Raw genomic sequence first — 22,618 nt, forward strand, 5'->3', positions numbered from 1 at the left:
ATACTATGGCAGATCAGACGAACCAGAACGCCGAGCAGCAGGAGCTTTCCGATATTCTGCGGATTCGCAGGGAAAAGCTGAAGGCTTTGCAGGACGCCGGCAAGGACCCCTTTGAGCAGACTTTTTTTGACTGGAATGCAACCAGCGGCAAGATCCGCGAGAATTTTGACGCCATGGAGGGCCAGGAAGTCCGTGTTGCGGGCCGTCTGATGAGCAAACGCGGCATGGGTAAGGTCAGCTTCTGCGACCTGCAGGACAGGGATGGCCGCATCCAGCTCTATGCCCGCAAGGATGAGATGGATGAAGAGCAGTACAACGAGTTCAAGAAGTATGACATCGGCGACATCGTGGGCGTCACCGGCGAGGTGTTCCGCACACAGCGGGGCGAGATGAGCGTCCGCATCCGGGACGTGATCCTCCTGAGCAAATCCCTGCGCCCCCTGCCGGAGAAGTTCCATGGCCTCCAGGACCAGGAGCTGCGCTACCGTCAGCGCTATGTGGACCTGATCGTCAATCCGGAGTCCCGTAAGAATTTTGAGTTCCGCTCCAGGTTCGTTTCCCTGATCCGCCGTTACATGGATAACCTGGGCTATCTGGAGGTGGAGACGCCGGTGCTGAACACCATCTCCGGCGGCGCCAACGCACGGCCCTTCATCACCCACCACAACACGCTGGACATGGATATGTACCTGCGCATCGCCACGGAGCTGCCTCTCAAGCGCCTGATTGTGGGCGGCATGGACCGGGTCTATGAGATCGGCCGCATTTTCCGCAACGAGGGCATGGACCCCAAGCACAACCCGGAATTCACCACCATTGAGCTCTACCAGGCCTATGCGGATTTCCATACCATGATGGACATTGCCGAGGGCATCATCACCAGCGGCGCCCGGGAGCTGCGGGGCACCTATCAGGTCAAGTGGCGGGGCCACGACGTGGACCTGACGCCCGGCTGGCCCCGGCTGACCATGGCTGACGCGGTGAAGCAGCACACCGGCATCGACTTCATGGCCATCTCCGACGACGCCGAGGCAGTGGCCGCGGCGGAGAAGATCGGCGTGGAGCTGGACGACGCCGCCGAGCGCACCTGGGGCAACGCCCTGTATGCGTGCTTTGACCAGCGGGTGGAGGATGAGCTGATCCAGCCCACCTTCATCACCATGTACCCGGTCGAGGTCTCCCCCCTGACCAAGCGCAGCCCCAAGGACAAGCGCCTGACCGAGCGCTTTGAGCTCTTTATCTGCGGTGCGGAGCTGGCCAACGCCTTCTCCGAGCTCAACGACCCCATCGACCAGAAGTGGCGCTTCCAGAAGCAGGTGGAGCAGCGCGAGCGCGGCGATGAGGAGGCCAGCATGATGGACGAGGACTACATCAACGCCCTGGAGTACGGCCTGCCCCCCACCGGCGGCATGGGCATGGGCGTGGACCGCATGGTGATGCTGCTCACCGGCACCGACACCATCCGCGACGTGATCCTGTTCCCGACCATGAAGCCCCTTGCCGACGGCAAGGGCGCAAAGGCTGAGGAAGAGAAATAAACTGCAAATACGGGAAGCCGGTTTGCCGGCTTCCCGTTCCCCGGTTTTGCACAAGTTCGTATATGATGAGGGAGGCGCGGTACATGGAGACCATTAGCAGCAGACAGAATCCCTTGTGCACCCATATCCGCAAGCTGGCCGCCTCCGGAAGCTACCGCCGGGACCGGGGAGAGTTCCTCTGCGACAGCCCAAAGCTGCTGGAGGAGGCGCTTGCCTGGGCGCCGGAGAGTGTGCATACCGTGGTATGTACCGCCGGAACGCCCCTGCCGCCGCTGGGTGATCCGGTGCGGCTGGTCCAGGTCAGCGAGGACGTCATGCGCTCCATCGCGCCCTCCCAGACCCCTCAGGGCGTGCTGAGCATCTGCGCCATGGCGCAGCGGCCAGCACCGGAGGCGCCTCTTCCCGGAAAGCGCTATGTGGTGTTAGACGGGGTCCAGGACCCGGGAAATGTGGGCACCATATTGCGCACGGCCGACGCCTTCTGGTGCGACGGGCTCTTTCTGGTGAACGGCTGCGCGGACCTCTACAGCCCCAAGACCGTGCGCTCCACCATGGGGGCCGTGTTCCGCTGCAGCGTCTGGCGGGGAGGCGCTGCGGAGACGGCGGCGCTTCTCCGGCGCTCCGGTATCCGCCTCTATGGCGCAGCGCTGCGGAGCGATACCCTGGATATCAGGGAGATGGACTGCGGCCAGCCTTTGGCTCTCGCTGTCGGCAGCGAAGGGCGGGGGCTCTCGGAGGAGCTGCTGCGCCTTTGCGACGCTACGGTCCGGATTCCCATGAGCGAACACTGTGAGTCTCTCAACGCCGCCGCAGCAGCAGCGGTGCTGCTGTGGGAGTGCGCAAGAAACTGCTGACGGGGGTGCAGTATGGCTGCTTTAAAGTATTGGCTTTGGCTGACGGAAAAGAAAAAGCTGACGAACCAGGTCCGCCTTGCGCTTTTGGAGCATTTCGGCTCCCCGGAGGACCTCTATTTCTCCGACAGCGGAGAGTATCTCCAGGTCCCGGGGATGAGCCGCGTTATGGCGGCTGAGCTGGAGGAAAAGGATCTCTCCGCTACGGACCGGATTTTGGGCGAGTGCCAGCGCCTGAACATCCGCATCATGACCATGCAGGATGCCGCCTATCCCTCCCGGCTGAAGAACATCTACGACCCGCCGTGCCTTTTGTACACGAAGGGGACCATGCCCCTTTTGGACGAGGAGGCCGCCGTGGCGGTGGTGGGAACCAGGGACGCCACGCCCTATGGGATTTCCTCGGCCGAAAAGTTAGGTTATGAACTGGCAAGCCAAGGCGCAGTTATAGTCTCCGGCGTGGCGCGTGGAGCTGACAGCGCCGCCATTCGGGGCGCGCTCCGTGCGGGAGGCGTCACGGTAGGCGTCCTGGGCGGCGGGATCGACGTGGTCTACCCGCCGGAGAACGAGTACCTCTATCAGGACATCGCCGCAAGCGGCGTGCTGATGTCGGAATATCCGCCGGGGACGGAACCGGCGGGCCGCCATTTCCCCGTGCGCAACCGCATCCTCTCGGGACTCTGTGTGGCAACCCTCGTGGTGGAGGCGCCGGAGCGCAGCGGCGCCCTGATCACCGCCGCCACCGCACTGGAGCAGGGCAGGGACGTATTTGCCGTGCCCGGCCCCATTGACGCGCCGGCCAGCGCGGGATGCAATCGCCTGATCCGGGACGGGGCGGGGCTGGTGAGTGAAAGCTGGGATTTGCTGCGGGAGTATGAGCACCATTTTCCGGGAAAACTCAGGGCAGGAAAGCCCCACGCGCCCGCGAACTTAGGCTACGAGGCCCGCCAGGCGGCTCCGCCTGCCCGGCCGGCCCGTGAGACGCTGCACCTGAGCGAGGCGGGCCTTACCGACGACCAGATCCGCATTTTAAAGACCCTGGGCGACGAGCCCATGCTGGTGGACGATCTCATCGAATGGACGGGCCTGAGCGCAAGGCGCGTGCTGACCGCCCTCACCATGCTTGAAATTGACAACTATGTGTCGCAGAGCAGCGGAAAACGGTTCGCCCGCTCCGTGACCCTTGCAGAATAGATCGACATGAAATTTGGAGGCCCTTATGGCAAAACAGAACCTGGTCATCGTGGAGTCCCCGGCCAAGGCCAAGACCATCGGCAAATATCTGGGGAAAAATTATGAGGTCAAAGCCTGCATGGGACACCTGCGGGATCTGCCCAAAAGCGTGTTGGGCGTGGACATTGAGCACAATTTTGAACCGGTCTACAAGCCCATCCGCGGAAAAGAAGACATCATCAGCGACCTGAAAAAGTCCGCCGAAGCCAGCGACATGGTCTATCTGGCCACCGACCCCGACCGCGAGGGGGAGGCCATTTCCTGGCACCTGAAGGAGCTTTTGAACCTGGACGACGCGAAGACCCGCCGCGTCACCTTCAACGAGATCACCAAGAAGGTGGTGCAGGAGAGCATTGAGGAACCCCGTGAGATCGACCAGAACCTGGTGGATGCCCAGCAGGCCCGCCGCATTCTGGATCGGATCGTGGGCTATCAGCTCTCCCCGCTGCTGTGGAAAAAAATCCGCCGGGGCCTTTCGGCGGGACGCGTCCAGTCTGTGGCCACCCGCATGGTGGACGACCGGGAGACGGAGATCTCCAACTTCCAGCCGGAGGAATACTGGAGCCTGGATGCCCACCTGGAGGCCCAGGACGCAAAGCACACCAATTTTGTGGCCCACTACCACGGGAAGGGCAAGAAGGCGGAGCTTCCCAACCAGGAGGCTGTAGACGCGGTGATTGCGGAGACAAAGGACGCGGTTTTCTCCGTCAAATCCGTGAAGCGGACGGATAAACAGCGCTCCCCCTCGCCGCCCTTCACCACCTCCACCTTGCAGCAGGAGGCCTCCAGGAAGCTGGCCATGACCCCCCGGCGCACCATGGCAATCGCCCAGCAGCTCTATGAGGGCGTGGACATCACCGGTGAGGGTACCGTGGGACTCATCACCTATATGCGAACCGACTCCCTGCGCATCAGCGAAGAGGCGCTGGAGGCCACCAAAAACTTCATCCTGGGCCGTTACGGCAAAGACTACTATCCGGATTCGGCCCGGCACTATAAGGCAAAGGCGGGCGCTCAGGATGCCCATGAAGCCATCCGGCCCAGCAACATCGACCTGACGCCGGAGATGGTGAAAAGCGATTTGACCGGCGAGCAGTACCGGCTCTACCGCCTGATCTGGAGCCGCTTTTTGGCCTGCCAGATGGCCAACGCCGTCTACGACAGCGTCAGCGTGGAGATCGACGCCAACGGCCACAGTTTCCGCGCCAGCTCCAGCAGCCTCAAGTTCTCCGGCTATACTGCGGTCTACGAAGAGGGCCGGGATGAGGAGAAGGAGGAAAAGGCCTCGCCGCTTCCCGCGCTGCAGGAGGGGGAGGTCACGGAGCTCAGGAAGTTCGACCCCCAGCAGCATTTCACCCAGCCCCCCGCCCACTATACCGACGCCACGCTGATCCGGGCCATGGAGGAGCAGGGCATCGGACGGCCCTCCACCTATGCGCCCACCGTGTCTACCATTTTGGACCGGGAGTACGTGGTAAAGGAAGGGAAATACCTGAAGATCACCGCCCTGGGCCATGTGGTCACCGGCTTGATGCGGGAAAAGTTCCCGGACATCGCCGACATGAAGTTCACCGCCAACATGGAGAAGAAGTTAGACGGCGTGGAAGAGGGGCAGACCCAGTGGAAGAGCCTGCTGCAGGATTTCTACGGCGGTTTTGAGCAGAGCCTGACCCAGGCGGAAAAGGATTTGGAGGGGACCCGCATCAAGGTGCCCGATGAGGTGTCTGAGGAAAAGTGCGACCTGTGCGGCAGGAACATGGTCATCAAGTCCGGACGGTTTGGCCGCTTTTTGGCCTGCCCCGGATATCCGGAGTGCAAATTCACCAAGCCCCTGGTGGTGGAGATGCCGGGCCGCTGCCCCAAGTGCGGCTCCCGCATCCTGAAAAAGACCTCCAAAAACGGCTACACCTATTATGGCTGCGAGCACAACTCCGATAAGAACGAGGAGACCAAGTGCGACTTTATGACCTGGGACGTGCCGGTGAAGGACGACTGCCCGGTCTGCGGCCACACCATGTTCAAAAAGTCCGGCAAGGGCTTCAAAAAGCCCTTCTGCGTCAACCCGGACTGCGCCAACTTCCTGCCGGAGGACAAGCGGGGCTATCCCAAGAAAAAGACCGCGGAATCCGGGGAAAATGGCGGCGCGGAGAAGGCACCCTCCGGGGAAGCGCCGGAGAACAAGGAGAAGAAGACGGCGGGGAAAGCGGGAAAGAAGAGCGCAAAAGAGCCTGCGGAGAAGAAGACCGCAAAAAAGTCTGCGTCCGCCAAGGAACCGGCCGCCGAGGAGAAGAAAAAGGCAACTGCCAAGGCCGGCGCCAAGAAGACGGCCAAGACCGGCGCCAAAAAGAGCGCCGCAAAAAAGAGCACAGCCAAAGGGCAGGAGCAGTGAGCCCCTGAAACCTCTCAGGCTGCGGCCAAATCAGAAAATTGAGAATATGCGCTGGACGGCGCATCAAAAGGAACGAATTCTATGACCGTTACTGTAATCGGGGCCGGTCTTGCGGGCTGTGAAGCGGCCTGGCAGCTGGCCCAGCGGGGGATCGACGTGACGCTTTGCGAAATGAAGCCGCTCAAGAGAACCCCTGCCCACACAAGCGGGGACTTTGCCGAGCTGTGCTGCTCCAACTCCCTCCGGGGCGCGGGGCTGGAGAACGCGGTGGGGCTGCTGAAAGAGGAGCTGCGGCGCTTTGGGTCGCTGATCCTCCGCTGTGCCGACCGCACTGCTGTGGAGGCGGGCGGCGCGCTGGCCGTGGACCGGCAGGGCTTTTCCGCCCTGGTGACGGAGCAGGTCCGCTCCCACCCCCGCATCCGGGTCCGCGCGGAGGAGGTGACCGCCCTGCCTGAGGGCGAGGTGATCGTGGCCACAGGGCCCCTCACCTCAGAGCCCATGGCAGAGGCCATTCAGGCGCTGATCGGTCCGGGACATGACCTCCACTTTTTTGACGCCGCCGCCCCCTTGGTCAGCTTTGAGAGCGTGGACATGGACTCCGCCTTTTTTGCATCCCGCTACGATAAGGGGACTCCGGACTATATCAACTGCCCCCTCAGCGAGGAGGAGTACCGGGCCTTCCATGCGGAGCTGACCCAGGCCCAGGAGGCGGAGGTCCACGGTTTTGAGGACCAGCAGGTTTTTGAGGGCTGCATGCCGGTGGAGGTGATGGCCCGCCGGGGCGTGGACACGCTGCGCTACGGGCCGCTGAAGCCCAGGGGCCTCCGGGATCCCCGGACCGGGAGGGAGCCCTATGCGGTGGTGCAGCTGCGAAAGGATAACGCCCAGGGCAGCGTGTACAACCTGGTGGGATTTCAGACCCACCTGAAGTTCCCGGAGCAAAAGCGGGTCTTTTCCATGATCCCCGCATTGCGGGAGGCCGCCTTTTTGCGCTACGGCGTGATGCACCGCAACACCTATTTGGATTCACCGCGCCTGCTGAACCGTTACTACCAGCTGAAAAGCGAGCCACGGGTCTCCTTTGCGGGACAGATGACCGGCGTGGAGGGCTATGTGGAATCTGCGGCCTCCGGCTTTTTGGCCGGTGTGGAGACGGCGCGCCGCCTTTTGGGCCTTCAGCCGGCGGATTTCCCCAGGGAGACCGCCATCGGCGCGCTGGGGCTCTATATCAGCGATGAGACGGTCCGCGACTTCCAGCCGATGAACATCAACTTTGGCCTGATTCCGCCGCTGGACCACCGGGTGAAGGGGAAGCGGAACAAGAACGCGGAGCTCTCCGCCCGCTCCCTTGAAATTGTGGAAACCATGCGGGAAACCGTGCTGGCAGGTATGCCGGAGGAGGAACCTATTTGAAGATTATTGTAGACGCCATGGGCGGAGACAACGCCCCGCTGGAAATTGTCCGGGGCGCATTGCAGGCAAATGAAACATATGGGGTGGAGATCATCCTCACCGGCAGGACCGAGGCGGTGCTGCGGGCCATTTCGGAGTGCGGAAGGAAGGAACTGCCCAAAGGGGTGGAGATTGCCAACGCCTCCGAGGTGGTGGAGATGAGCGACGACCCCGCCACGGCCTTCAAAGTCAAGAAGGACTCCTCTTTGACCGTGGGGCTCAATCTGCTGCGGGACGGGAAGGGCGACGCCTTTGTGTCCGCCGGGTCCACCGGGGCACTGCTCTCGGGGGCGACGCTGGTGGTCAAGCGCATCCGCGGCATCCGCCGGGCCGCCATGGCGCCCCAGGTACCGGTGATGGGCGGCAAGGCTGTGCTGTGCGACTGCGGCGCCAACGCCGAGTGTACCCTGGAGTACCTGGTGCAGTTCGCCTTCTTAGGCAGCTACTACGCCCAGCACGTCATGGGGATCGAGAAGCCCCGCGTGGCGCTTCTCAATATCGGCGCCGAGGCGGAAAAAGGCGATGAGCTGCGCCGGGACACCTTTGCCCGGCTCCAGGAGCTGAGCGGGGAAGGGCGGCTGAACTTTGTGGGCAACATTGAGGGCTCTACCGCCATGATGGGCGGCGCGGACGTCATTGTGGCCGACGGTTTTTCCGGTAATGTGATGCTCAAATCCCTGGAGGGCACGGGAAAATTCCTCTATGAGACCATGAAGGGCATGTTCGCACGCAGCGCCTCCACCAAGATCGCCGCCGTATTGATGAAAGAGTGCATCAACGAGTTCAAGGATATGCTCAATCCCAGCGAGGTGGGCGGGACGCCTTTCCTTGGCATTTCCAAGCCGGTCATCAAGGCCCACGGCGCCTCCGACGCCCTTGCCATCTTAAATGCCGTCCGTCAGGCAAGGGACTTTGCCCAAAGCGGCTTCATCGGCGATGTGGAGCGGGATGTAGAGCTGATGCGGGTGGAAAAATCATAATTTCACCGGAATATCTATTGACAGCTCAGAGACAATGCCGTATTATTTTCAGGAAAGATTTCCCCATTGACCTTAGGAAGGGAGTGAACACGATGACACCGGAAGAGATTCTGAAAAAGCTGCAGGACCTGATTGCGGAGCAGTTTGCCGTTGAGGCGGAGACTGTGACCATGGATTCTTCCTTCGAGGAGGATCTGGGCGCCGACTCTGTGGACCTGGTTGAACTGGTCATGGCAATTGAAGAAGAATTCGATATCGGCGAGATCCAGGAAGAAGAGCTGACCGCTCTGAAAACTGTGGGTGACACCGTTCGCTATCTCACCAGCAAGTTGAATAAGTAAGAACGGAACACCCCGCGCGGCAGCGGGGTGTCCTTTTCGGGAAAAGAGGGAATGGCGTGGAGAGTCTGGAGAAAAAACTGGGCTACACATTTCAAAATCAAGCGTTGCTGGCGGAGGCCCTGAATCACAGCTCCTACGCCAACGAACACCGGGGCTCCGGCATGAGCAGCAATGAGCGGCTGGAGTTCCTGGGGGACTCTGTGCTGGGATTCGTAACGGCGGAGTTCCTCTTTTGCACCAACCCCGACCTGCCGGAGGGGGACCTGACCCGGATCCGGGCTGCCCTGGTCTGTGAGCAGAGCCTCTATGAGGTGGCTCAGTCCATCGACCTGGGAGCGTACCTGAAGTTGGGGCGTGGGGAGGAGAGCGGCGGCGGCCGCACCCGCGCCTCCATCCTGGCCGACGCCATGGAGGCTGTGTTTGCTGCGGTCTATCTGGACGGCGGTATCAGCGCGGCCTCCCAGCTCATCCACCGGGTGCTCCTGAAGCGGGAGCAGGAGGAAGTGGAGAAGCGCAAGGACTACAAGACCGCGCTTCAGGAGCTGGTTCAGCGCAAGCCGGACCAGGTGCTCCTCTACCGGATGGCCGGCGAGGAGGGCCCCGATCACGACAAGACCTTCTCTGCGGAGGTGCTGCTCAACGAACAGGTGGTGGGCAGCGGCAGCGGCCACAGCAAAAAGGAAGCGGAGCAGGCAGCCGCCAAAGCCGCGCTGTACGCGCTGGAGGAGCAATAAGATTAAAGAGACGATCGCAAATGAAGCAGGGCAGCATGATTTTTCATGCTGCCCTGCTTTTTCGCCTTTTAGTGAACTCATCCGGAGGCGTACTGCCGCTGTCCCAATGGCCAAGTGCTTTTGGAACTGGCAGGGCGATGGAGGGATGTATATTTTATCAGGTTTGGAAGACACTGATGGAAAGCAAAGGAGGAGAGCTTATGGAAGTGAACATCATACCCGGCTGTATCGGCTGCGGCCTGTGCGCCGCCACCTGCCCGGAGGTATTCCAGTTGGGCGACTTCGGACAGGCCGAAGTGATCCAGGAACCTCAGCCGGACCAGATGGACGCGGTGGAGGAAGCCGCATCCAACTGCCCCGTCAGCGTCATCGAAGTGTCCAAATAAACTGGAAAGCGCCGGGGAACTCTCCCCGGCGCTTTCGCGAAAAAAGAATGGAGTGAAGATCAGGCTTCCTTAAAATCGGACTTGGGCGCACCGCACAAGGGGCAGACCCAGTTCTCCGGCAGGGATTCAAATGCAGTGCCCGGGGCAACGCCGTTCTCGGGATCGCCCACCGCGGGATCGTACTCATAGCCGCACAGCTCACAGATATACTTTTTCATCCGGATTCCTCCTGCTTCTATCGTAAATCACTGTTCCTGTGAAAGAATATAGCACGCCTTGCGGGAAAATGCTGTTGTTTTTGCAACTTGTATGTAAAATAGTATGTGCAAGTGGACAAAATTTACACACTAAGCAATGGAAAACAGTGCATTTTACAAAGAAAGCGGCGCTTTACATAGATTTTACAAAAGGCAGGTAACGGATTTTATTTTCGATCTTCTATACTAAGGACAGACCAAAGAGGAAATCATAAATGAAAACAAAAGGAGTAATTGTTCTGATGAAAAAGTTAGGTTCTGTTCTGCTTGCACTGACCATGGTGATGGCCCTGCTTTCCGGCTGCGGCGGCAACGGCGCGGCGTCCGGCGGCTCCGGCAGCGCCGGTGCGGGTTCTTCCGGCGGAAGTGAATCCGGTACATTCAGCGGCGGCATCTCTGTTATTTCCCGTGAAGATGGCTCCGGCACCCGGGGCGCGTTCATCGAGCTGCTTGGCGTTGAGCAAAAGGACGCCGACGGCAACAAGGTGGATATGACCACCGACCAGGCTGAAATCACCAATTCCACCGCTGTGATGCTCACCACGGTGAGCGGCAACGAGTATGCCATCGGCTACGTGTCCATGAGTTCCCTGAACCAGGATGTCAAGGCCCTTGAGATCGACGGCGCAGAGGCCACTGTGGACAATGTCAAGGACGGCAGCTACAAGGTCGCAAGACCCTTCAACATTGCCACCAAGGGGGATGTCTCCGAGGTTGCCCAGGACTTCATCAACTTCATCATGAGCGAGGATGGCCAGAAAGTAGTGGAAGACCATGGCTGCATCAGTCAGGGAAACACCGGCGCCTATAAGAGCACCCAGCCCTCCGGTAGCATCTCCGTGGCCGGTTCCTCCTCCGTCAGCCCTGTGATGGAAAAGCTGAAGGAAGCGTATGCCGCTGTGAACCCCAACGCCACCATTGAGCTCCAGACCAGCGATTCCACCACCGGCATGACTTCCGCCGCCCAGGGCCTGTGCGACATCGGCATGGCCTCCCGGGAGCTGAAGGACAGTGAAACTGAATCCGGCCTGACCGCCACCGTCATCGCAATGGACGGCATCGCGGTTGTGGTCAACAACGACAATCCCATCGACGGCCTCACCAGCGAGCAGGTTCGCTCCATCTTCACCGGAGAAACCACGGACTGGAACGAGGTTGCCTGACTCTGAAAGGCCGCAGGAGGAGGAAAGCCCGTCCTCCTGCGCCTTTCTATGAACCACCGGAAAAGGGGGAATCATCCGTTGAAGCACACAGCAATCCGGGAAACCGTGATGCGTTTTGTATTCCTGCTGACAGCCTGCGTGTCCATCCTGGCCGTCGCGCTGATCTGCATGTTCCTGTTTCAGAGCGGGTTTCCGGCAATCCGTGAAATTGGCATCGTCCAGTTTCTGTTCGGCACCACCTGGAAGCCGGGAAACGGCCAGTTCGGCATCGCGCCCATGATCCTGGGCAGCGTCTATGTCACCGCCGGCGCCATCTTGGTGGGCGTGCCCCTGGGCCTGCTGACGGCCATCTTTATGGCCCGGTTCTGCCCGCCCCGGCTCCATCGGATCATGAAGCCGGCGGTGGATCTGCTGGCGGGCATCCCCTCCATCGTCTACGGCTTTTTCGGGCTGATGGCTCTGGTGCCCCTGATGAAAACCATCTTCGGCGGCAGCGGGAAGAGCATGCTGACCGCGTCGGTCCTCTTGGGGATTATGATTCTGCCCACCGTGATCGGCGTGTCGGAAGCAGCGCTGAGGGCCGTGCCGGAGAGCTATTATGAGGGCGCGCTGGCCCTGGGCGCCACCCATGAGCGGGCGGTGTTTGCAACCGTGCTCCCGGCGGCCAGGTCCGGTGTGCTGGCTGCGGTGGTGCTGGGCGTGGGACGGGCCATCGGCGAGACCATGGCGGTCATCATGGTGGCGGGCAACCAGACCGCCATGCCCTCTGGCCTTCTCAAGGGCGTGCGCACCATGACGGCCAATATCGTCATTGAGATGGGCTATGCCCAGGACCTCCACCGCCAGGCCCTCTTTGCCACGGGAGTGGTGCTGTTCGTCTTTATCCTGCTCATCAATCTGTGCTTTTCCTGCCTGAAGCGGAAAGGAGAGGCCCAATGACAACCCCATCTTCTGCAGCATCTGAACGCCGTCCGGCCCGGTACACCGGCTCTAAGCTGTTGAGAGCCCTGGTGTGCATCTCAGCCGCGATTACGGTACTGATCTTAGCATCCCTGGTGGTCTACATCCTGATCAAGGGCGTGCCCAATCTGAAACCGGGGCTCTTTGCCCGGAAGTATACCTCCGACAACTGCTCCATGCTGCCGGCCATTCTCAACACCGTCACCGTGACGCTCACCTCCCTCCTGTTTGCGGTGCCCCTGGGCGTGGGCTCCGCCATCTATTTGGCGGAGTACGCCAAGCGGGGCAGCCGTCTGGTGCGGCTGGTGCGCCTGACCACGGAGACCCTGGCCGGCATCCCTTCCATTGTCTATGGCCTGTTCGGCTATCTGATGTTTACCATTGCCCTGAAGTTCGGCTACTCTTTGCTCTCCGGCATCCTGACGCTGTCCATCATGGTGCTGCCCACCATCATGCGCACCACGGAGGAGGCGCTGACAGCGGTGCCGGACCTCTATCGGGAGGGGAGCTTCGGCCTGGGGGCCGGCCGGCTGCGGACGGTGTGGCGCATTGTGCTGCCCTCCGCCATGCCTGGCATTGCCTCCGGGGTTATCCTGGCCATCGGCCGCATCGTGGGTGAGACGGCGGCGCTGATCTTCACCTCCGGCACAGACACCGGTGTGGCGGGGCTGACCTCCTCCGGCCGGACTCTGGCCATCCACATGTACGCGCTGTGGAACGAGGGGCTGCACATGGAGGCCGCCTATGCCACCGGTGTGGTCCTCCTGATCCTGGTGGTGGGAATCAACGCCCTGGCGTCCTACGCCGCCAAGAAAGTAGAGAGGTGACTCCTTTGGATCAATATAAACTCTCCATTCGGAATCTGGAGCTTTATTATCACGATTTCAAAGCCCTCAAGGGCATTGATATGGACATCCGGGCCAACGAGGTCACGGCGTTCATCGGCCCCTCCGGCTGCGGCAAGTCCACGCTTTTGAAGACCCTCAACCGCATGAACGATTTGGTGGAGGGCTGCCGCATCACCGGCACTGTGGAATTGGACGGCGAGGACATCTATGGCTCCATGGACGTGCCGGCTCTGCGCAAGCGGGTGGGCATGGTGTTTCAAAAGCCCAACCCCTTTCCCATGAGCGTCTACGACAACATCGCCTACGGCCCCCGCACCCACGGCATCCGCTCCCGGGTGAAGTTAGACGAGATTGTGGAGAAATCCCTCCGCTCCGCCGCCATCTGGGACGAGGTGAAGGACCGGCTGAAAAAAAGCGCCCTGGGCCTTTCCGGCGGCCAGCAGCAGCGCCTGTGCATCGCCCGGGCCCTGGCCGTGCAGCCGGAGGTGCTGCTGATGGATGAACCCACCTCCGCTCTGGACCCAATCTCCACTTCCAAGATAGAAGACCTTGCCCTGGAGCTGAAAAAGGATTACACTATTGTCATGGTGACCCACAACATGCAGCAGGCCGCCCGCATATCCGACCGCACCGCCTTTTTCCTCCTGGGAGAAGTGATCGAATTTGGGGAGACAGAACAATTGTTCTCCGTGCCCCGGGACAAACGGACCGAAGATTACATCACAGGGAGGTTTGGATAATGAGGAACCAATTTGACCAGCAGTTAGAGCTGCTGAACGTGGAGCTGATCCGCATGGGGGCCCTCTGCGAGGAGGCGATCTCTGCCGCGGCAAAGGCGCTCTTAGATGGCGACGAAACCCTGGCCGAGGCAGCCAAGGCTTCCGAGCGGGAGATCGACGACAAGGAGCGATCCATTGAGTCCCTTTGCATGAAGCTCCTTTTGCAGCAGCAGCCGGTGGCCCGGGACCTGCGGGTGATCTCCTCGGCGCTGAAGATGATCTCCGACATGGAGCGCATCGGCGACCAGGCCGAGGACATCGCCGAGCTGACCCGGTATGTGAACCTGGTGTCCGCCTCCAGTCGGCTGCACATCGGCGACATGGCCCGCGCAACCATCCGCATGGTGACGGACAGCGTGGACTCCTTTGTCCACAAGGACCTGGCCCTTGCCCGGGCTGTGTACGGCGAGGACGATAAGGTGGACGCGCTGTTTTTGGAGGTCAAAAAGGAGATCATCGACCTGATCGCCGCCGACAGCTCCCAGGGGGAGTTAGGGCTGGACTTGCTGATGGTGGCCAAATATCTGGAGCGCATCGGCGATCACGCCACCAACATCGCCGAGTGGGTGGAGTATTCCCTCACTGGGACCCATCCCAAAAGTTAAGGCGGCGGGGAAGCTCCGCCGCGTAGAGGAGGACTTCCATGCTGAGCTTTGAAGAAGTAAAAAATAACCCGGAAATCCGCACGTATATTGAGCGGGCAGATGAGTCCCTGGCTGCCCTTGGCTTTACGGAGCACAGCTTTGCCCACGTGACCAAGGTGGCCGAGACGGCCCGCTATATCCTGGAGACGCTGGGCTACCCCGCCCGGGAGGTGGAGCTTGCGCGGATCGCCGGATACCTCCACGACATCGGGAACCTGGTCAACCGGGCGGACCACTCCCAAAGCGGTGCCGTGATGGCCTTTCGCATCCTGGATCACATGGACTGCCCGCCGGAGGAGATCGCCACCATCGTCACCGCCATCGGGAACCACGACGAGGGGACCGGCGTGGCGGTCAACGCCGTGGCAGCGGCGCTGATCCTGGCGGATAAGTCGGACGTGCGCAGAAGCCGTGTCCGGGCCACCGATCCGGCCCAGTTTGACATCCACGACCGGGTGAACTACTCGGTGGAGGAATCCCGGCTGGAGATCGAGCAGCCCTACATCTGGCTGCGGCTGCGCGTCGACACACGCTACGGCTCGCTGATGGATTACTTTGAGATTTTCATGCAGCGCATGATCCTTTGCCGCAAGGCCGCGGAGAAGCTGGGGCTTCAGTTTAAGCTGATGATCAACGGCCAGCAGCTGATCTGAGCATGCGATCAAGAAGGAAGGGGGCTTGTCATTGATCTACCTGGTGGAAGATGATGAGAGCATCCGGGATTTTATAATTTATACGCTGAAGAGCCAGGGGATGGAGGCCGCCGGGTTTGGCCTGCCCTCAAAGTTTTGGAAGGCCGTGGAGAACAAAGCGCCCTCCCTGGTGATCCTGGATTTGATGCTGCCGGAGGAGGATGGGCTTCACATCCTCAAGCGGCTGCGCGCCGCGCCCGGCACGGAGAAGACGCCCATCATCCTGCTCACGGCCAAGGGGACGGAGTACGACAAGGTGGTGGGGCTGGACGCCGGGGCCGACGACTATGTGGCCAAGCCCTTCGGCATGCTGGAGCTGCTGTCCCGGATCCGGGCCCTCCTGCGCCGCACGGAAAAGGCGCCTGGGGAATACCGGCTGGGCAGCTTGTATCTGTGCCCGGAAAAGCATGTAATCCGGGTGGATGGGGAAGACATCGTGCTGACTCAGAAGGAGTTCCAGATCCTCTGCCTGCTGGTGGAGAACCGGGGCGTGGTCTTCACCCGGGCCCAGCTCATCGACCGGGTCTGGGGATATGATTTTGACGGGGAGACCCGTACGGTGGATGTACATATCCGCACATTGCGGCAGAAGCTGAAAGCGTGCGGCGCGTACATTGAGACCGTCCGGGGATTCGGCTACAAAATAGGGGAAGGCGCATGACAAAACGAATCTTTCGCTCCATCGTCCTCTCTTCCGTGGCGGTTTTGCTGGCCTCCACGGCGCTGATTATGGGCGTGCTCTATGAGTATTTCACCGCCCGGCTGGAGGTGGAGCTGGCCACGGAGACCGGGTACATTGCCCAGGGCGTGCTGATGGAGGGGGAACGCTACCTGCGGGGCCTGAAGCCCGGTAACAGCCGCATCACCTGGGTCGATGCCGACGGAAGCGTGCTTTACGACAACCGGGAGGACGCCTCCACCATGGAAAACCACGCCGGCCGGGAGGAAATCCGGCAGGCGCTGGAGAGCGGAACGGGTTCCTCCTCCCGCTATTCTGACACGCTGTCCCAGCAGACCATCTACTATGCCCAGCGCCTTTCCGACAACACGGTGCTGCGCGTATCCAGCCAAAAGTATACCGTGTGGGTGCTGCTGCTGCAAATGCTCCAGCCGGCCATGTTCATTCTCTTAGCGGCGCTGGTTCTGGGACTGTTCCTGGCTTCCCGGCTGTCCCGGAAGATCATACGGCCCATCAACGCCCTGGACCTCCAGCATCCCGGGGAGGGGGAATGCTACGACGAGTTAGCGCCCCTCTTAGGCCGGATCCGCAGCCAGAACGAGGTGATCGGCAGGCAGATGGAGGAGCTGGGCCGCCGCCAGAAGGAGTTCATTGCCATCACGGAGAACATGAGCGAGGGGTTTTTGATCGTCGACCGGGCCACCAACATCCTGTCCTACAACTCCGCGGCTCTGCGGCTTCTGGAGGCCCAGGCGCCGGAGGGAGCCAGCATCCTGGCGCTGAACCGCAGCTGGGCGGTGCGCTCCGCCGTGGAATCCGCCTTGGCCGGCCGGCGCTGCGAGCAGCGCATGGAACAGGACGGCCGGGTGGAGCAGCTCATCGCCAACCCCGTGCGGGAGGGCCGGCAGGTCACCGGCGCGGTGCTGGTGATTCTGGACGTGACGGAGAAGGAGCAGCGGGAGGCGCTGCGCCGCGAATTCACCGCCAACGTGTCCCATGAACTGAAAACGCCGCTGACCTCCATCCTGGGCACGGCGGAGATTTTGGAAAACGGCATGGTGAAGAGCGAGGATGTGGGCCATTTTGCAGGCAACATCCGGAAAGAGGCCCAGCGGCTCATCGACCTGGTGGGAGACATCATCAAGCTCAGCCGCCTGGATGAGGGCGACAGCGGCGCCAAGTGGGAAGAGGTGGAGCTGCTGGCCCTGAGCCGGTCGGTGGCACGGCAGCTCTCCGACGCGGCACAGCGCGCCCGGGTTTCCCTCCGGGTGGAGGGAGAAGCGGCGGCGGTGCCCGGCGTGCGCCAGATCGTGGAGGAGATGCTCTACAACCTCTGTGACAACGCCGTGGCCTACAACCGCCCCGGCGGCAGCGTCACCGTGGAGGTGAGCAAAGAGGCGGACGGCGCCAGGGTCACTGTCAGCGACACCGGAACCGGAATCCCCAAAGACCAGCAAAGCCGAATTTTTGAGCGGTTTTACCGGGTGGACAAAAGCCGCAGCAGCAAAGGAACCGGCCTGGGGCTCTCCATTGTCAAGCACGGCGCTCTCTTTTTGGGCGCATCCGTGGAGGTGGAGAGCGAGGTGGGCCGGGGCAGCACATTCACCCTGCACTTCAAAGGATAAAAGAAAAAAAGCGCGGGACCGTACGGTCCCGCGCTTTTTAAGCTTCCCCGTCCAAAAGGGCCCGGAAGTGTTTAACTTCAAAAAAGGCGCTGAGCTTTTCCATGCTGGACATCAGCGCCGCCTTTTCCTCCTGATTCAGATGGGAGGCCACGGCCTGCACCATCTTCTGGTGGAAGCTGTCGTGGTAGGCGCACAGCTTTTCGCCGCGGGGCGTCAGTGTGAGGTAGACCGAACGCCCGTCGCTTTCGCTTTTCCGCTTGCGCAGACAATCCTTGGCCATCAGCTTATTGGCCGCGATGGTGACGGAGGAGGCAGTGATGTCCAGCGCCGCGGCCAGCTCGCTGACGGTGCAGCCCCCCGGGCGGCGGCCCATCGCGGCAATCAGGTGCAGCTCGCTGATGGTGATGTCCGCGTCGTGATTGCGGCGGATCATCTCCTCCTCCGCCTTTAAAATGCTGCCGAACACATTGACCAGGAAGTCATTGCACTCCTGTTCAAACTGATCCACACTCCGCACCTCCTGTCTCCCTGCAAAATAACATTCTGATTAAATCAAAAAAATATTAATTTGTCAATCTAAATATCTTGATTTTTTTTCATTTCCTGTTATGATGGGATAGATCGTTTGACAATCAAAGTACCTGCACGCTGAACGCAGCGGCAGATGACGGAGGTATCCATGGGAGTCAGAATCATTACCGACAGCACCTGTGATTTGGATTTTAAGACCCAGCAGGAACTGAATATTGAGGTGATCCCCCTCAGCGTGATCTTTGAAGACGGCATTTACCGCGATGGCGTGGAGATCAGCAAGGAGGCTTTTTACGAGAAGCAGGCCAGTGTCAAGGTGCTGCCAAAAACCGCCCAGGCCAACCCGGCGGAGTTTTGCGACGTGTTTGAGGAAAACCGGGAGGATGAGATTGTGGGCATCTTTCTCTCCTCCAAGCTGAGCGGCACCTTCCAGTCCGCCTGCATTGCCCGGGAGATGCTGGACGGCAGGCAGATCCATCTGGTGGATTCGCTGAATGTGACGGTGGGGCTGGGGCTGCTGGTCCGGCAGGCCGCCGCCATGCGGGAGCAGGGGCTCAGCGCCAGGGAGATTGCCGCGCGGATCGAGTCGCTGAAAAGGCGGGTGCGTTTCGTGGCCTTTGTCAACACCCTGAAGTATCTGAAAATGGGCGGCCGGATTCCCGCCTCCACTGCGGTATTCGGGACCATGCTTGGCATTTCGCCGGTGGTCTCCATTGAAAACGGGAAACTGGAGTCCATTGGAAAGGTCAAGGGGAAGCAGAAGATTCTGGAGTTCACCACCAGCTTTGTGAACCACCATCTGATCGATTACCAGTACCCCGTGGCCTTTGCCCATTCCCACGCGCTGGAGACGGCGGCGGCCTACCGGGAGAAATGCTGCAGAGCCTTCCATATTGAAAACAGCGTGCTGGATGAGTTGGGCGCGGTGCTCGGCACCCACGCCGGGCCGGGCTGCTACGGCATGGCCTATATCGAGCGGATGAAATGAAGAAACGGGCTGCGGATTCCGCAGCCCGTTTTTCCATCTTGACGGGGCAGGCGCCCTCTGGCATATAATAAGGATCGGAAAAGGGGGAGGCGGAATGAATTGGAGCAATGACACGCTGCAATCGCACCAGCAGGCGGTTGCCCGGCGGCTGGCGCGGCTGAGCCGGAGGGAATCACGGTATCTCCTGCCGGTCAGCGAGGCGGGGACGGGAACCCTGCTTTACCTCCACGGCGGCGGATTCGTGTCCGGGGATGGAGCCTATATGGAGTCGGTGGCCGGACTGCTGGCCGGCAAGTTAGGCCGGCGTGTACGCTGCGTGGACTACCGCCTGGCACCGGAGCATCCCTGTCCCGCTGCGCTGGAGGATGCGGAGGAGGCTTGTCTTGCGCTCTGGCAAGAGGGGACTGCGCCGGAGAAAACCGCATTTGTGGGCGATTCCTCCGGCGGTGGATTGGCCCTTGCCCTCTGCCAGCGGCTGCGGGACAGCGGACTTCCCCTGCCTGCGGGGTGGATTGCCCTGTCGCCCTGGGTGGACCTGACCCGCTGCTCCGGAAGGTTCGACGGATTTTTGTCCGGAGAGGACTTGGCGCTGTGGGCGGGTCAATATGGAGGCGGGCGGGTGCTGAGGAGCATTTCCCCCCTCTTCGGCGGCCTTGCCGGCCTGCCTCCCGCCCTGCTCTTTGCCGGCGGGGAGGAGCTGCTCCGCTCCGACGCCGAGCGGCTCTGCCAGGGGCTTGTAGACGCGGGCGGCCGGTGTGATCTCACGGTGGCTCCGGACAAGGGCCACTGCTATGCCCTCGCGGGAGGCGCCCAAGCGAAAGCGGATTTTGCGCGCATGCGGGCTTTTTTGGACGAAGTGCTCCGGGATGCCGTGGACTGAGGAGGATTGCGCGCCTCTGGATTCAGCCATGGGTATGCCCTGGGCTGCGGTTGACCGTGCTTGGTTCCTTTAAACCGCTGGGCTATTTCCCGGCTGAAAAGAACAACAAAATCAGGAAAACAAGGGAGATTTGACTTGATGTAAAGCCAGAGGTATAATGATTGCTGAACTGAATGGCTGCCTGGAAGGCCTCTGTTAAAGGGAAGGGCATATTCTGCCCTGGATGCGGGATGCTATGGAAAAAGGGCATTGTTATTTTTAACTGTTGCAGCTGCATCTTCGCTCAGCACCGGCTTTATGGTATGCTGAGTCCGATAAGAGGCGGCGGCTTGCCGCGCAAATCCATCCTTCGGTCAGGAAATGATTTGAAAGCGCAATATAGAAAGAAAAAGGTGCACTATTTTGATATTTAAGAAGGTAACGAACAGTGACGGAGCCAAGCTCCGCATATATTACCGCAACTGCTTCTATGGGCTGTGCGAATACTCGGTTGGAACCAAAATGATGTGGCGGGACGAACTCCACCCCATGTATGCGGAGGAGGCGGGCTGCCTGATTGTGAAAAACCTCCACCAGGGTCAGACTGTGTTCGACTACCCTGTGCCCGGCCCGGAGGGGGACGAGGAGGCGGCGCTGACGGCCATTGAGACCTGGTGCCTGGAACAGGGAATCTCACCGGTGATCTCCGTGGTGCCGGAGTGCAAGGCGGCGGGGCTGATGACCCGCTATCCCTATGTGAAGATCAGCAACCTGCGGACCTGGCGGGACTACCTCTATGACGCGGAAGCGCTGTGCACGTTTGCCGGCCGCAAGTACTCCGGCCAGCGCAACCACATCAACAAATTCCGCGCTGCCTATCCCGACGCCGCCTTCCGGGTGCTGACGCGTGACGACTCCGCCCTCATCGACGGCTTTTGGGCTGATTACGACGCAGTCTTCACCAAGGAGGACGAGAAAGCGAAAAGCGAGCTGCGCTATGCCAAACGGACCATGGCCCTTGCGGGGAAGCCCTGGTTCTGTGTGGGCGGCATGGAACTGAATGGGCGTCTGATCTCCCTTTCCCTGGGAGAGCGCTGCGGGGATACGCTGATTGTCCACATCGAAAAGGCGCTCTACGGCTATGAGGGGGTTTATCCCGCCACAGTGCAGGCTTTTGCCCAGGCCTTTTCCGACGGTGCGCGCTACAGTGAACGGGCGCGCTATATCAACCGGGAGGACGACGCCGCCGACCGGGGGCTGCGGACCTCCAAGCTCCAGTACCTGCCGGTAAAGCTGGCGCCGAAATACTGCTTTGAGCCGACCAACGAACTGATCCATGTGCCCCAGATTCCGGAGCTGCGGACGCAGCGGCTGACGCTCTCCGCCATCACGGAGGAGGACGCGGAGTCCTACTACAGGCTGTGCATGGACCGGGACCGCAACCGCTGGTGGGGCTATGACGACCCTGCCGGCGTGGAGGGGGAACTGCGTCAGGACAGCTTCCTGCGCATTGCCCAGGCGGACTTTGAAAAGCGCAGAGCCGTCAATTTTGCCGTGCGACTGGATGGGAAGATGATCGGCGAGGCCATTTTGTACCGGTTCGACTACCAGGGCGGCGCGGAACTTGGATGCCGCATTGCCCCGGAGTACGCGGGCCACGGCTACGGGACGGAGGCCTTTACCGCCGTGGCGGAGTGGGGGCTCTATAAGGTTCACCTGGCGCGTATTGTAGCAAAGTGCTTCCATGAGAATGAGGCCTCCCGGAAGATGCTTTCCGCCTGCATGCGGCCCAACGGACAGGACGATACGTTTTATTACTTCCAGAAAGTGGTTTGAGAAGATGCCGCCGTAGGATACGGCGGCATCTATTTTTCTTTCCGTCCGGTTGATTGCCGGTACCTCCGATGATATACTGTGAAGAGCCATACGGGAGGGGATGCTTATGCGCTACAGATATAAATGGGTATATGGCATGTCCGTGCTCTTTGATCTGGCGATGGCTGGGGCCTGGCTGTTTGGGGTCAGGACAAAGCTGGGTGATTTTGCGTTTGCCTCTTATTTGATGGCAGCTGTGTTTGTGGGCCTTGCAATCCGGGAAATCCATTGGTATCGGAAGGAGACAAAATCATAGTTTTTGCCCCTGAGAGGATGTCTGGTTTGACGAAGGCGCTGGAAAGGGAACCGGGGTCTGCGAAAAGTAAGAGGGAGTTCAAAGCTTCGGATTGCTATTTGCAGGGAAAGTGTGATATACTTGCAGTAATCTAATAGGATGAGGTGGTATCATGGCTATGAACAACTGTCCGAGATGCGGCAAACAGATTCCGGATGCAGTGCAGGCCTGCCCCGGCTGTGGCTATGTGCTGGAGGAGTATAAGGTGACGGTCCAGGGCCGGCACAGCAGCGCCGCTACAGCAGTGGCCGCCCTGCGGGAGGTCTGCGGGTATACCCCCGACCGTGCGGCCCAGGTGCTGAATGCCATGCCGGAGGTGGTGTATACCACCGCGGCGCTGGAGGAGGCTGTACATATGGCGCAGCTGCTGTCCGACGCCGGGTTTGATGTGGCATTGTACGGCAAGGAGGGCCAGGTCTGCTTCCAAAGGGATTTGAAAGACTGATTCCATGCAGGGAGATCAAGGGAAAGCGGCGTCTTGGGACGCCGCTTTTTTTGCATAATTCCTGTGAGAGTTTC

At 60.6% G+C, this 22,618-nt stretch carries 24 protein-coding genes; 22 read left to right on the top strand and 2 right to left on the bottom strand.

The genetic code is table 11. The annotated features are described in order from the left end of the window. Positions 1-5 precede the first annotated feature (5 nt). The 9 genes from lysS to H8790_RS01715 all read left to right on the top strand — a co-directional run bounded on the left by lysS (position 6) and on the right by H8790_RS01715 (position 9,904). Positions 6-1,538: a lysine--tRNA ligase gene (gene lysS / locus H8790_RS01675; RefSeq protein ID WP_187333374.1), complete on the top strand. Its 1,533-nt coding sequence runs from the start codon at positions 6-8 to the stop codon at positions 1,536-1,538. Positions 1,539-1,621: 83 nt separating this feature from the next. Continuing rightward, positions 1,622-2,392, top strand: coding sequence for a TrmH family RNA methyltransferase (locus H8790_RS01680; RefSeq protein WP_187333375.1), 771 nt, complete (start codon positions 1,622-1,624; stop codon positions 2,390-2,392). A gap of 12 nt (positions 2,393-2,404) precedes the next feature. Continuing rightward, positions 2,405-3,583: a DNA-processing protein DprA gene (dprA, locus tag H8790_RS01685; protein ID WP_187333376.1), complete on the top strand. Its 1,179-nt coding sequence runs from the start codon at positions 2,405-2,407 to the stop codon at positions 3,581-3,583. Between the two features lie 25 nt (positions 3,584-3,608). After that, on the top strand, positions 3,609-6,011 hold the full coding sequence (topA, locus tag H8790_RS01690; protein ID WP_187333377.1) for a type I DNA topoisomerase: 2,403 nt from the start codon (positions 3,609-3,611) through the stop codon (positions 6,009-6,011). Between the two features lie 81 nt (positions 6,012-6,092). Continuing rightward, entirely contained in the window at positions 6,093-7,424 is a 1,332-nt protein-coding gene (gene trmFO, locus H8790_RS01695) for a methylenetetrahydrofolate--tRNA-(uracil(54)-C(5))-methyltransferase (FADH(2)-oxidizing) TrmFO (RefSeq protein WP_187333378.1), read from the top strand. After that, positions 7,421-8,443, top strand: coding sequence for a phosphate acyltransferase PlsX (plsX, locus tag H8790_RS01700; RefSeq protein ID WP_187333379.1), 1,023 nt, complete (start codon positions 7,421-7,423; stop codon positions 8,441-8,443). The genes trmFO and plsX overlap by 4 nt, the downstream gene beginning before the upstream one ends. A 92-nt stretch (positions 8,444-8,535) precedes the next feature. Continuing rightward, positions 8,536-8,784: an acyl carrier protein gene (gene acpP, locus H8790_RS01705; RefSeq protein ID WP_187333380.1), complete on the top strand. Its 249-nt coding sequence runs from the start codon at positions 8,536-8,538 to the stop codon at positions 8,782-8,784. Between the two features lie 56 nt (positions 8,785-8,840). Further along, on the top strand, positions 8,841-9,518 hold the full coding sequence (gene rnc, locus H8790_RS01710) for a ribonuclease III (protein ID WP_187333381.1): 678 nt from the start codon (positions 8,841-8,843) through the stop codon (positions 9,516-9,518). A 200-nt stretch (positions 9,519-9,718) separates the two neighbouring features. After that, positions 9,719-9,904 (top strand): ferredoxin, encoded by a 186-nt coding sequence (locus tag H8790_RS01715; RefSeq protein ID WP_187333382.1) that lies wholly within the window; start codon positions 9,719-9,721, stop codon positions 9,902-9,904. 59 nt (positions 9,905-9,963) lie between these two features. Here the strand turns inward: H8790_RS01715 and rd are convergent, their stop codons facing one another. Next, positions 9,964-10,122, bottom strand: a complete 159-nt coding sequence (gene rd, locus H8790_RS01720; RefSeq protein ID WP_187333383.1) for a rubredoxin — start codon at positions 10,120-10,122, stop codon at positions 9,964-9,966. Positions 10,123-10,403: 281 nt separating this feature from the next. On the opposite strand from rd, the gene H8790_RS01725 reads away from it, so the two are divergent. The 8 genes from H8790_RS01725 (at position 10,404) to H8790_RS01760 (ending at position 17,551) form a co-directional block, all read left to right on the top strand. Beyond that, complete coding sequence (locus H8790_RS01725; RefSeq protein ID WP_187333384.1) at positions 10,404-11,324, top strand: substrate-binding domain-containing protein; 921 nt, start codon at positions 10,404-10,406, stop codon at positions 11,322-11,324. A 108-nt stretch (positions 11,325-11,432) separates the two neighbouring features. Next, positions 11,433-12,263 (top strand): phosphate ABC transporter permease subunit PstC, encoded by an 831-nt coding sequence (gene pstC / locus H8790_RS01730; RefSeq protein ID WP_243208612.1) that lies wholly within the window; start codon positions 11,433-11,435, stop codon positions 12,261-12,263. Continuing rightward, positions 12,260-13,111, top strand: coding sequence for a phosphate ABC transporter permease PstA (pstA, locus tag H8790_RS01735; protein ID WP_187333386.1), 852 nt, complete (start codon positions 12,260-12,262; stop codon positions 13,109-13,111). Before pstC ends, pstA begins: the two co-directional genes overlap by 4 nt. Before the next feature lie 5 nt (positions 13,112-13,116). Beyond that, positions 13,117-13,872: a phosphate ABC transporter ATP-binding protein PstB gene (gene pstB / locus H8790_RS01740; RefSeq protein WP_187333387.1), complete on the top strand. Its 756-nt coding sequence runs from the start codon at positions 13,117-13,119 to the stop codon at positions 13,870-13,872. Beyond that, complete coding sequence (phoU, locus tag H8790_RS01745; RefSeq protein ID WP_187333388.1) at positions 13,872-14,516, top strand: phosphate signaling complex protein PhoU; 645 nt, start codon at positions 13,872-13,874, stop codon at positions 14,514-14,516. Before pstB ends, phoU begins: the two co-directional genes overlap by 1 nt. A gap of 38 nt (positions 14,517-14,554) precedes the next feature. Further along, entirely contained in the window at positions 14,555-15,208 is a 654-nt protein-coding gene (locus tag H8790_RS01750) for an HD domain-containing protein (protein ID WP_187333389.1), read from the top strand. Positions 15,209-15,239: 31 nt separating this feature from the next. After that, a complete protein-coding gene (locus H8790_RS01755; RefSeq protein WP_187334204.1) occupies positions 15,240-15,908 on the top strand; it encodes a response regulator transcription factor in 669 nt (222 codons plus the stop codon). After that, positions 15,905-17,551 (top strand): sensor histidine kinase, encoded by a 1,647-nt coding sequence (locus tag H8790_RS01760; protein WP_187333390.1) that lies wholly within the window; start codon positions 15,905-15,907, stop codon positions 17,549-17,551. The genes H8790_RS01755 and H8790_RS01760 overlap by 4 nt, the downstream gene beginning before the upstream one ends. A gap of 37 nt (positions 17,552-17,588) precedes the next feature. Here the strand turns inward: H8790_RS01760 and H8790_RS01765 are convergent, their stop codons facing one another. Next, entirely contained in the window at positions 17,589-18,059 is a 471-nt protein-coding gene (locus tag H8790_RS01765) for a MarR family winged helix-turn-helix transcriptional regulator (protein WP_187333391.1), read from the bottom strand. 171 nt (positions 18,060-18,230) lie between these two features. Between H8790_RS01765 and H8790_RS01770 the strand changes: the two genes are divergently transcribed. The 5 genes from H8790_RS01770 to H8790_RS01790 all read left to right on the top strand — a co-directional run bounded on the left by H8790_RS01770 (position 18,231) and on the right by H8790_RS01790 (position 22,544). After that, positions 18,231-19,070, top strand: a complete 840-nt coding sequence (locus H8790_RS01770; protein WP_187333392.1) for a DegV family protein — start codon at positions 18,231-18,233, stop codon at positions 19,068-19,070. A gap of 94 nt (positions 19,071-19,164) precedes the next feature. Further along, the gene (locus H8790_RS01775) at positions 19,165-19,950 is read left to right on the top strand and encodes an alpha/beta hydrolase (RefSeq protein ID WP_187333393.1); all 786 of its coding nucleotides are present in this window, start codon (positions 19,165-19,167) and stop codon (positions 19,948-19,950) included. Positions 19,951-20,352: 402 nt separating this feature from the next. Beyond that, positions 20,353-21,765: a GNAT family N-acetyltransferase gene (locus H8790_RS01780; protein ID WP_243208536.1), complete on the top strand. Its 1,413-nt coding sequence runs from the start codon at positions 20,353-20,355 to the stop codon at positions 21,763-21,765. 106 nt (positions 21,766-21,871) lie between these two features. Further along, positions 21,872-22,060 carry a hypothetical protein gene (locus H8790_RS01785; protein WP_187333394.1) on the top strand — a complete coding sequence of 63 codons (189 nt, stop codon included), beginning with the start codon at positions 21,872-21,874 and terminating at the stop codon, positions 22,058-22,060. 151 nt (positions 22,061-22,211) lie between these two features. Then, entirely contained in the window at positions 22,212-22,544 is a 333-nt protein-coding gene (locus H8790_RS01790) for a zinc ribbon domain-containing protein (RefSeq protein ID WP_187333395.1), read from the top strand. Positions 22,545-22,618 lie beyond the last annotated feature (74 nt).

This window comes from Oscillibacter hominis (assembly GCF_014334055.1).
Lineage (GTDB): Bacteria > Bacillota > Clostridia > Oscillospirales > Oscillospiraceae > Oscillibacter > Oscillibacter hominis.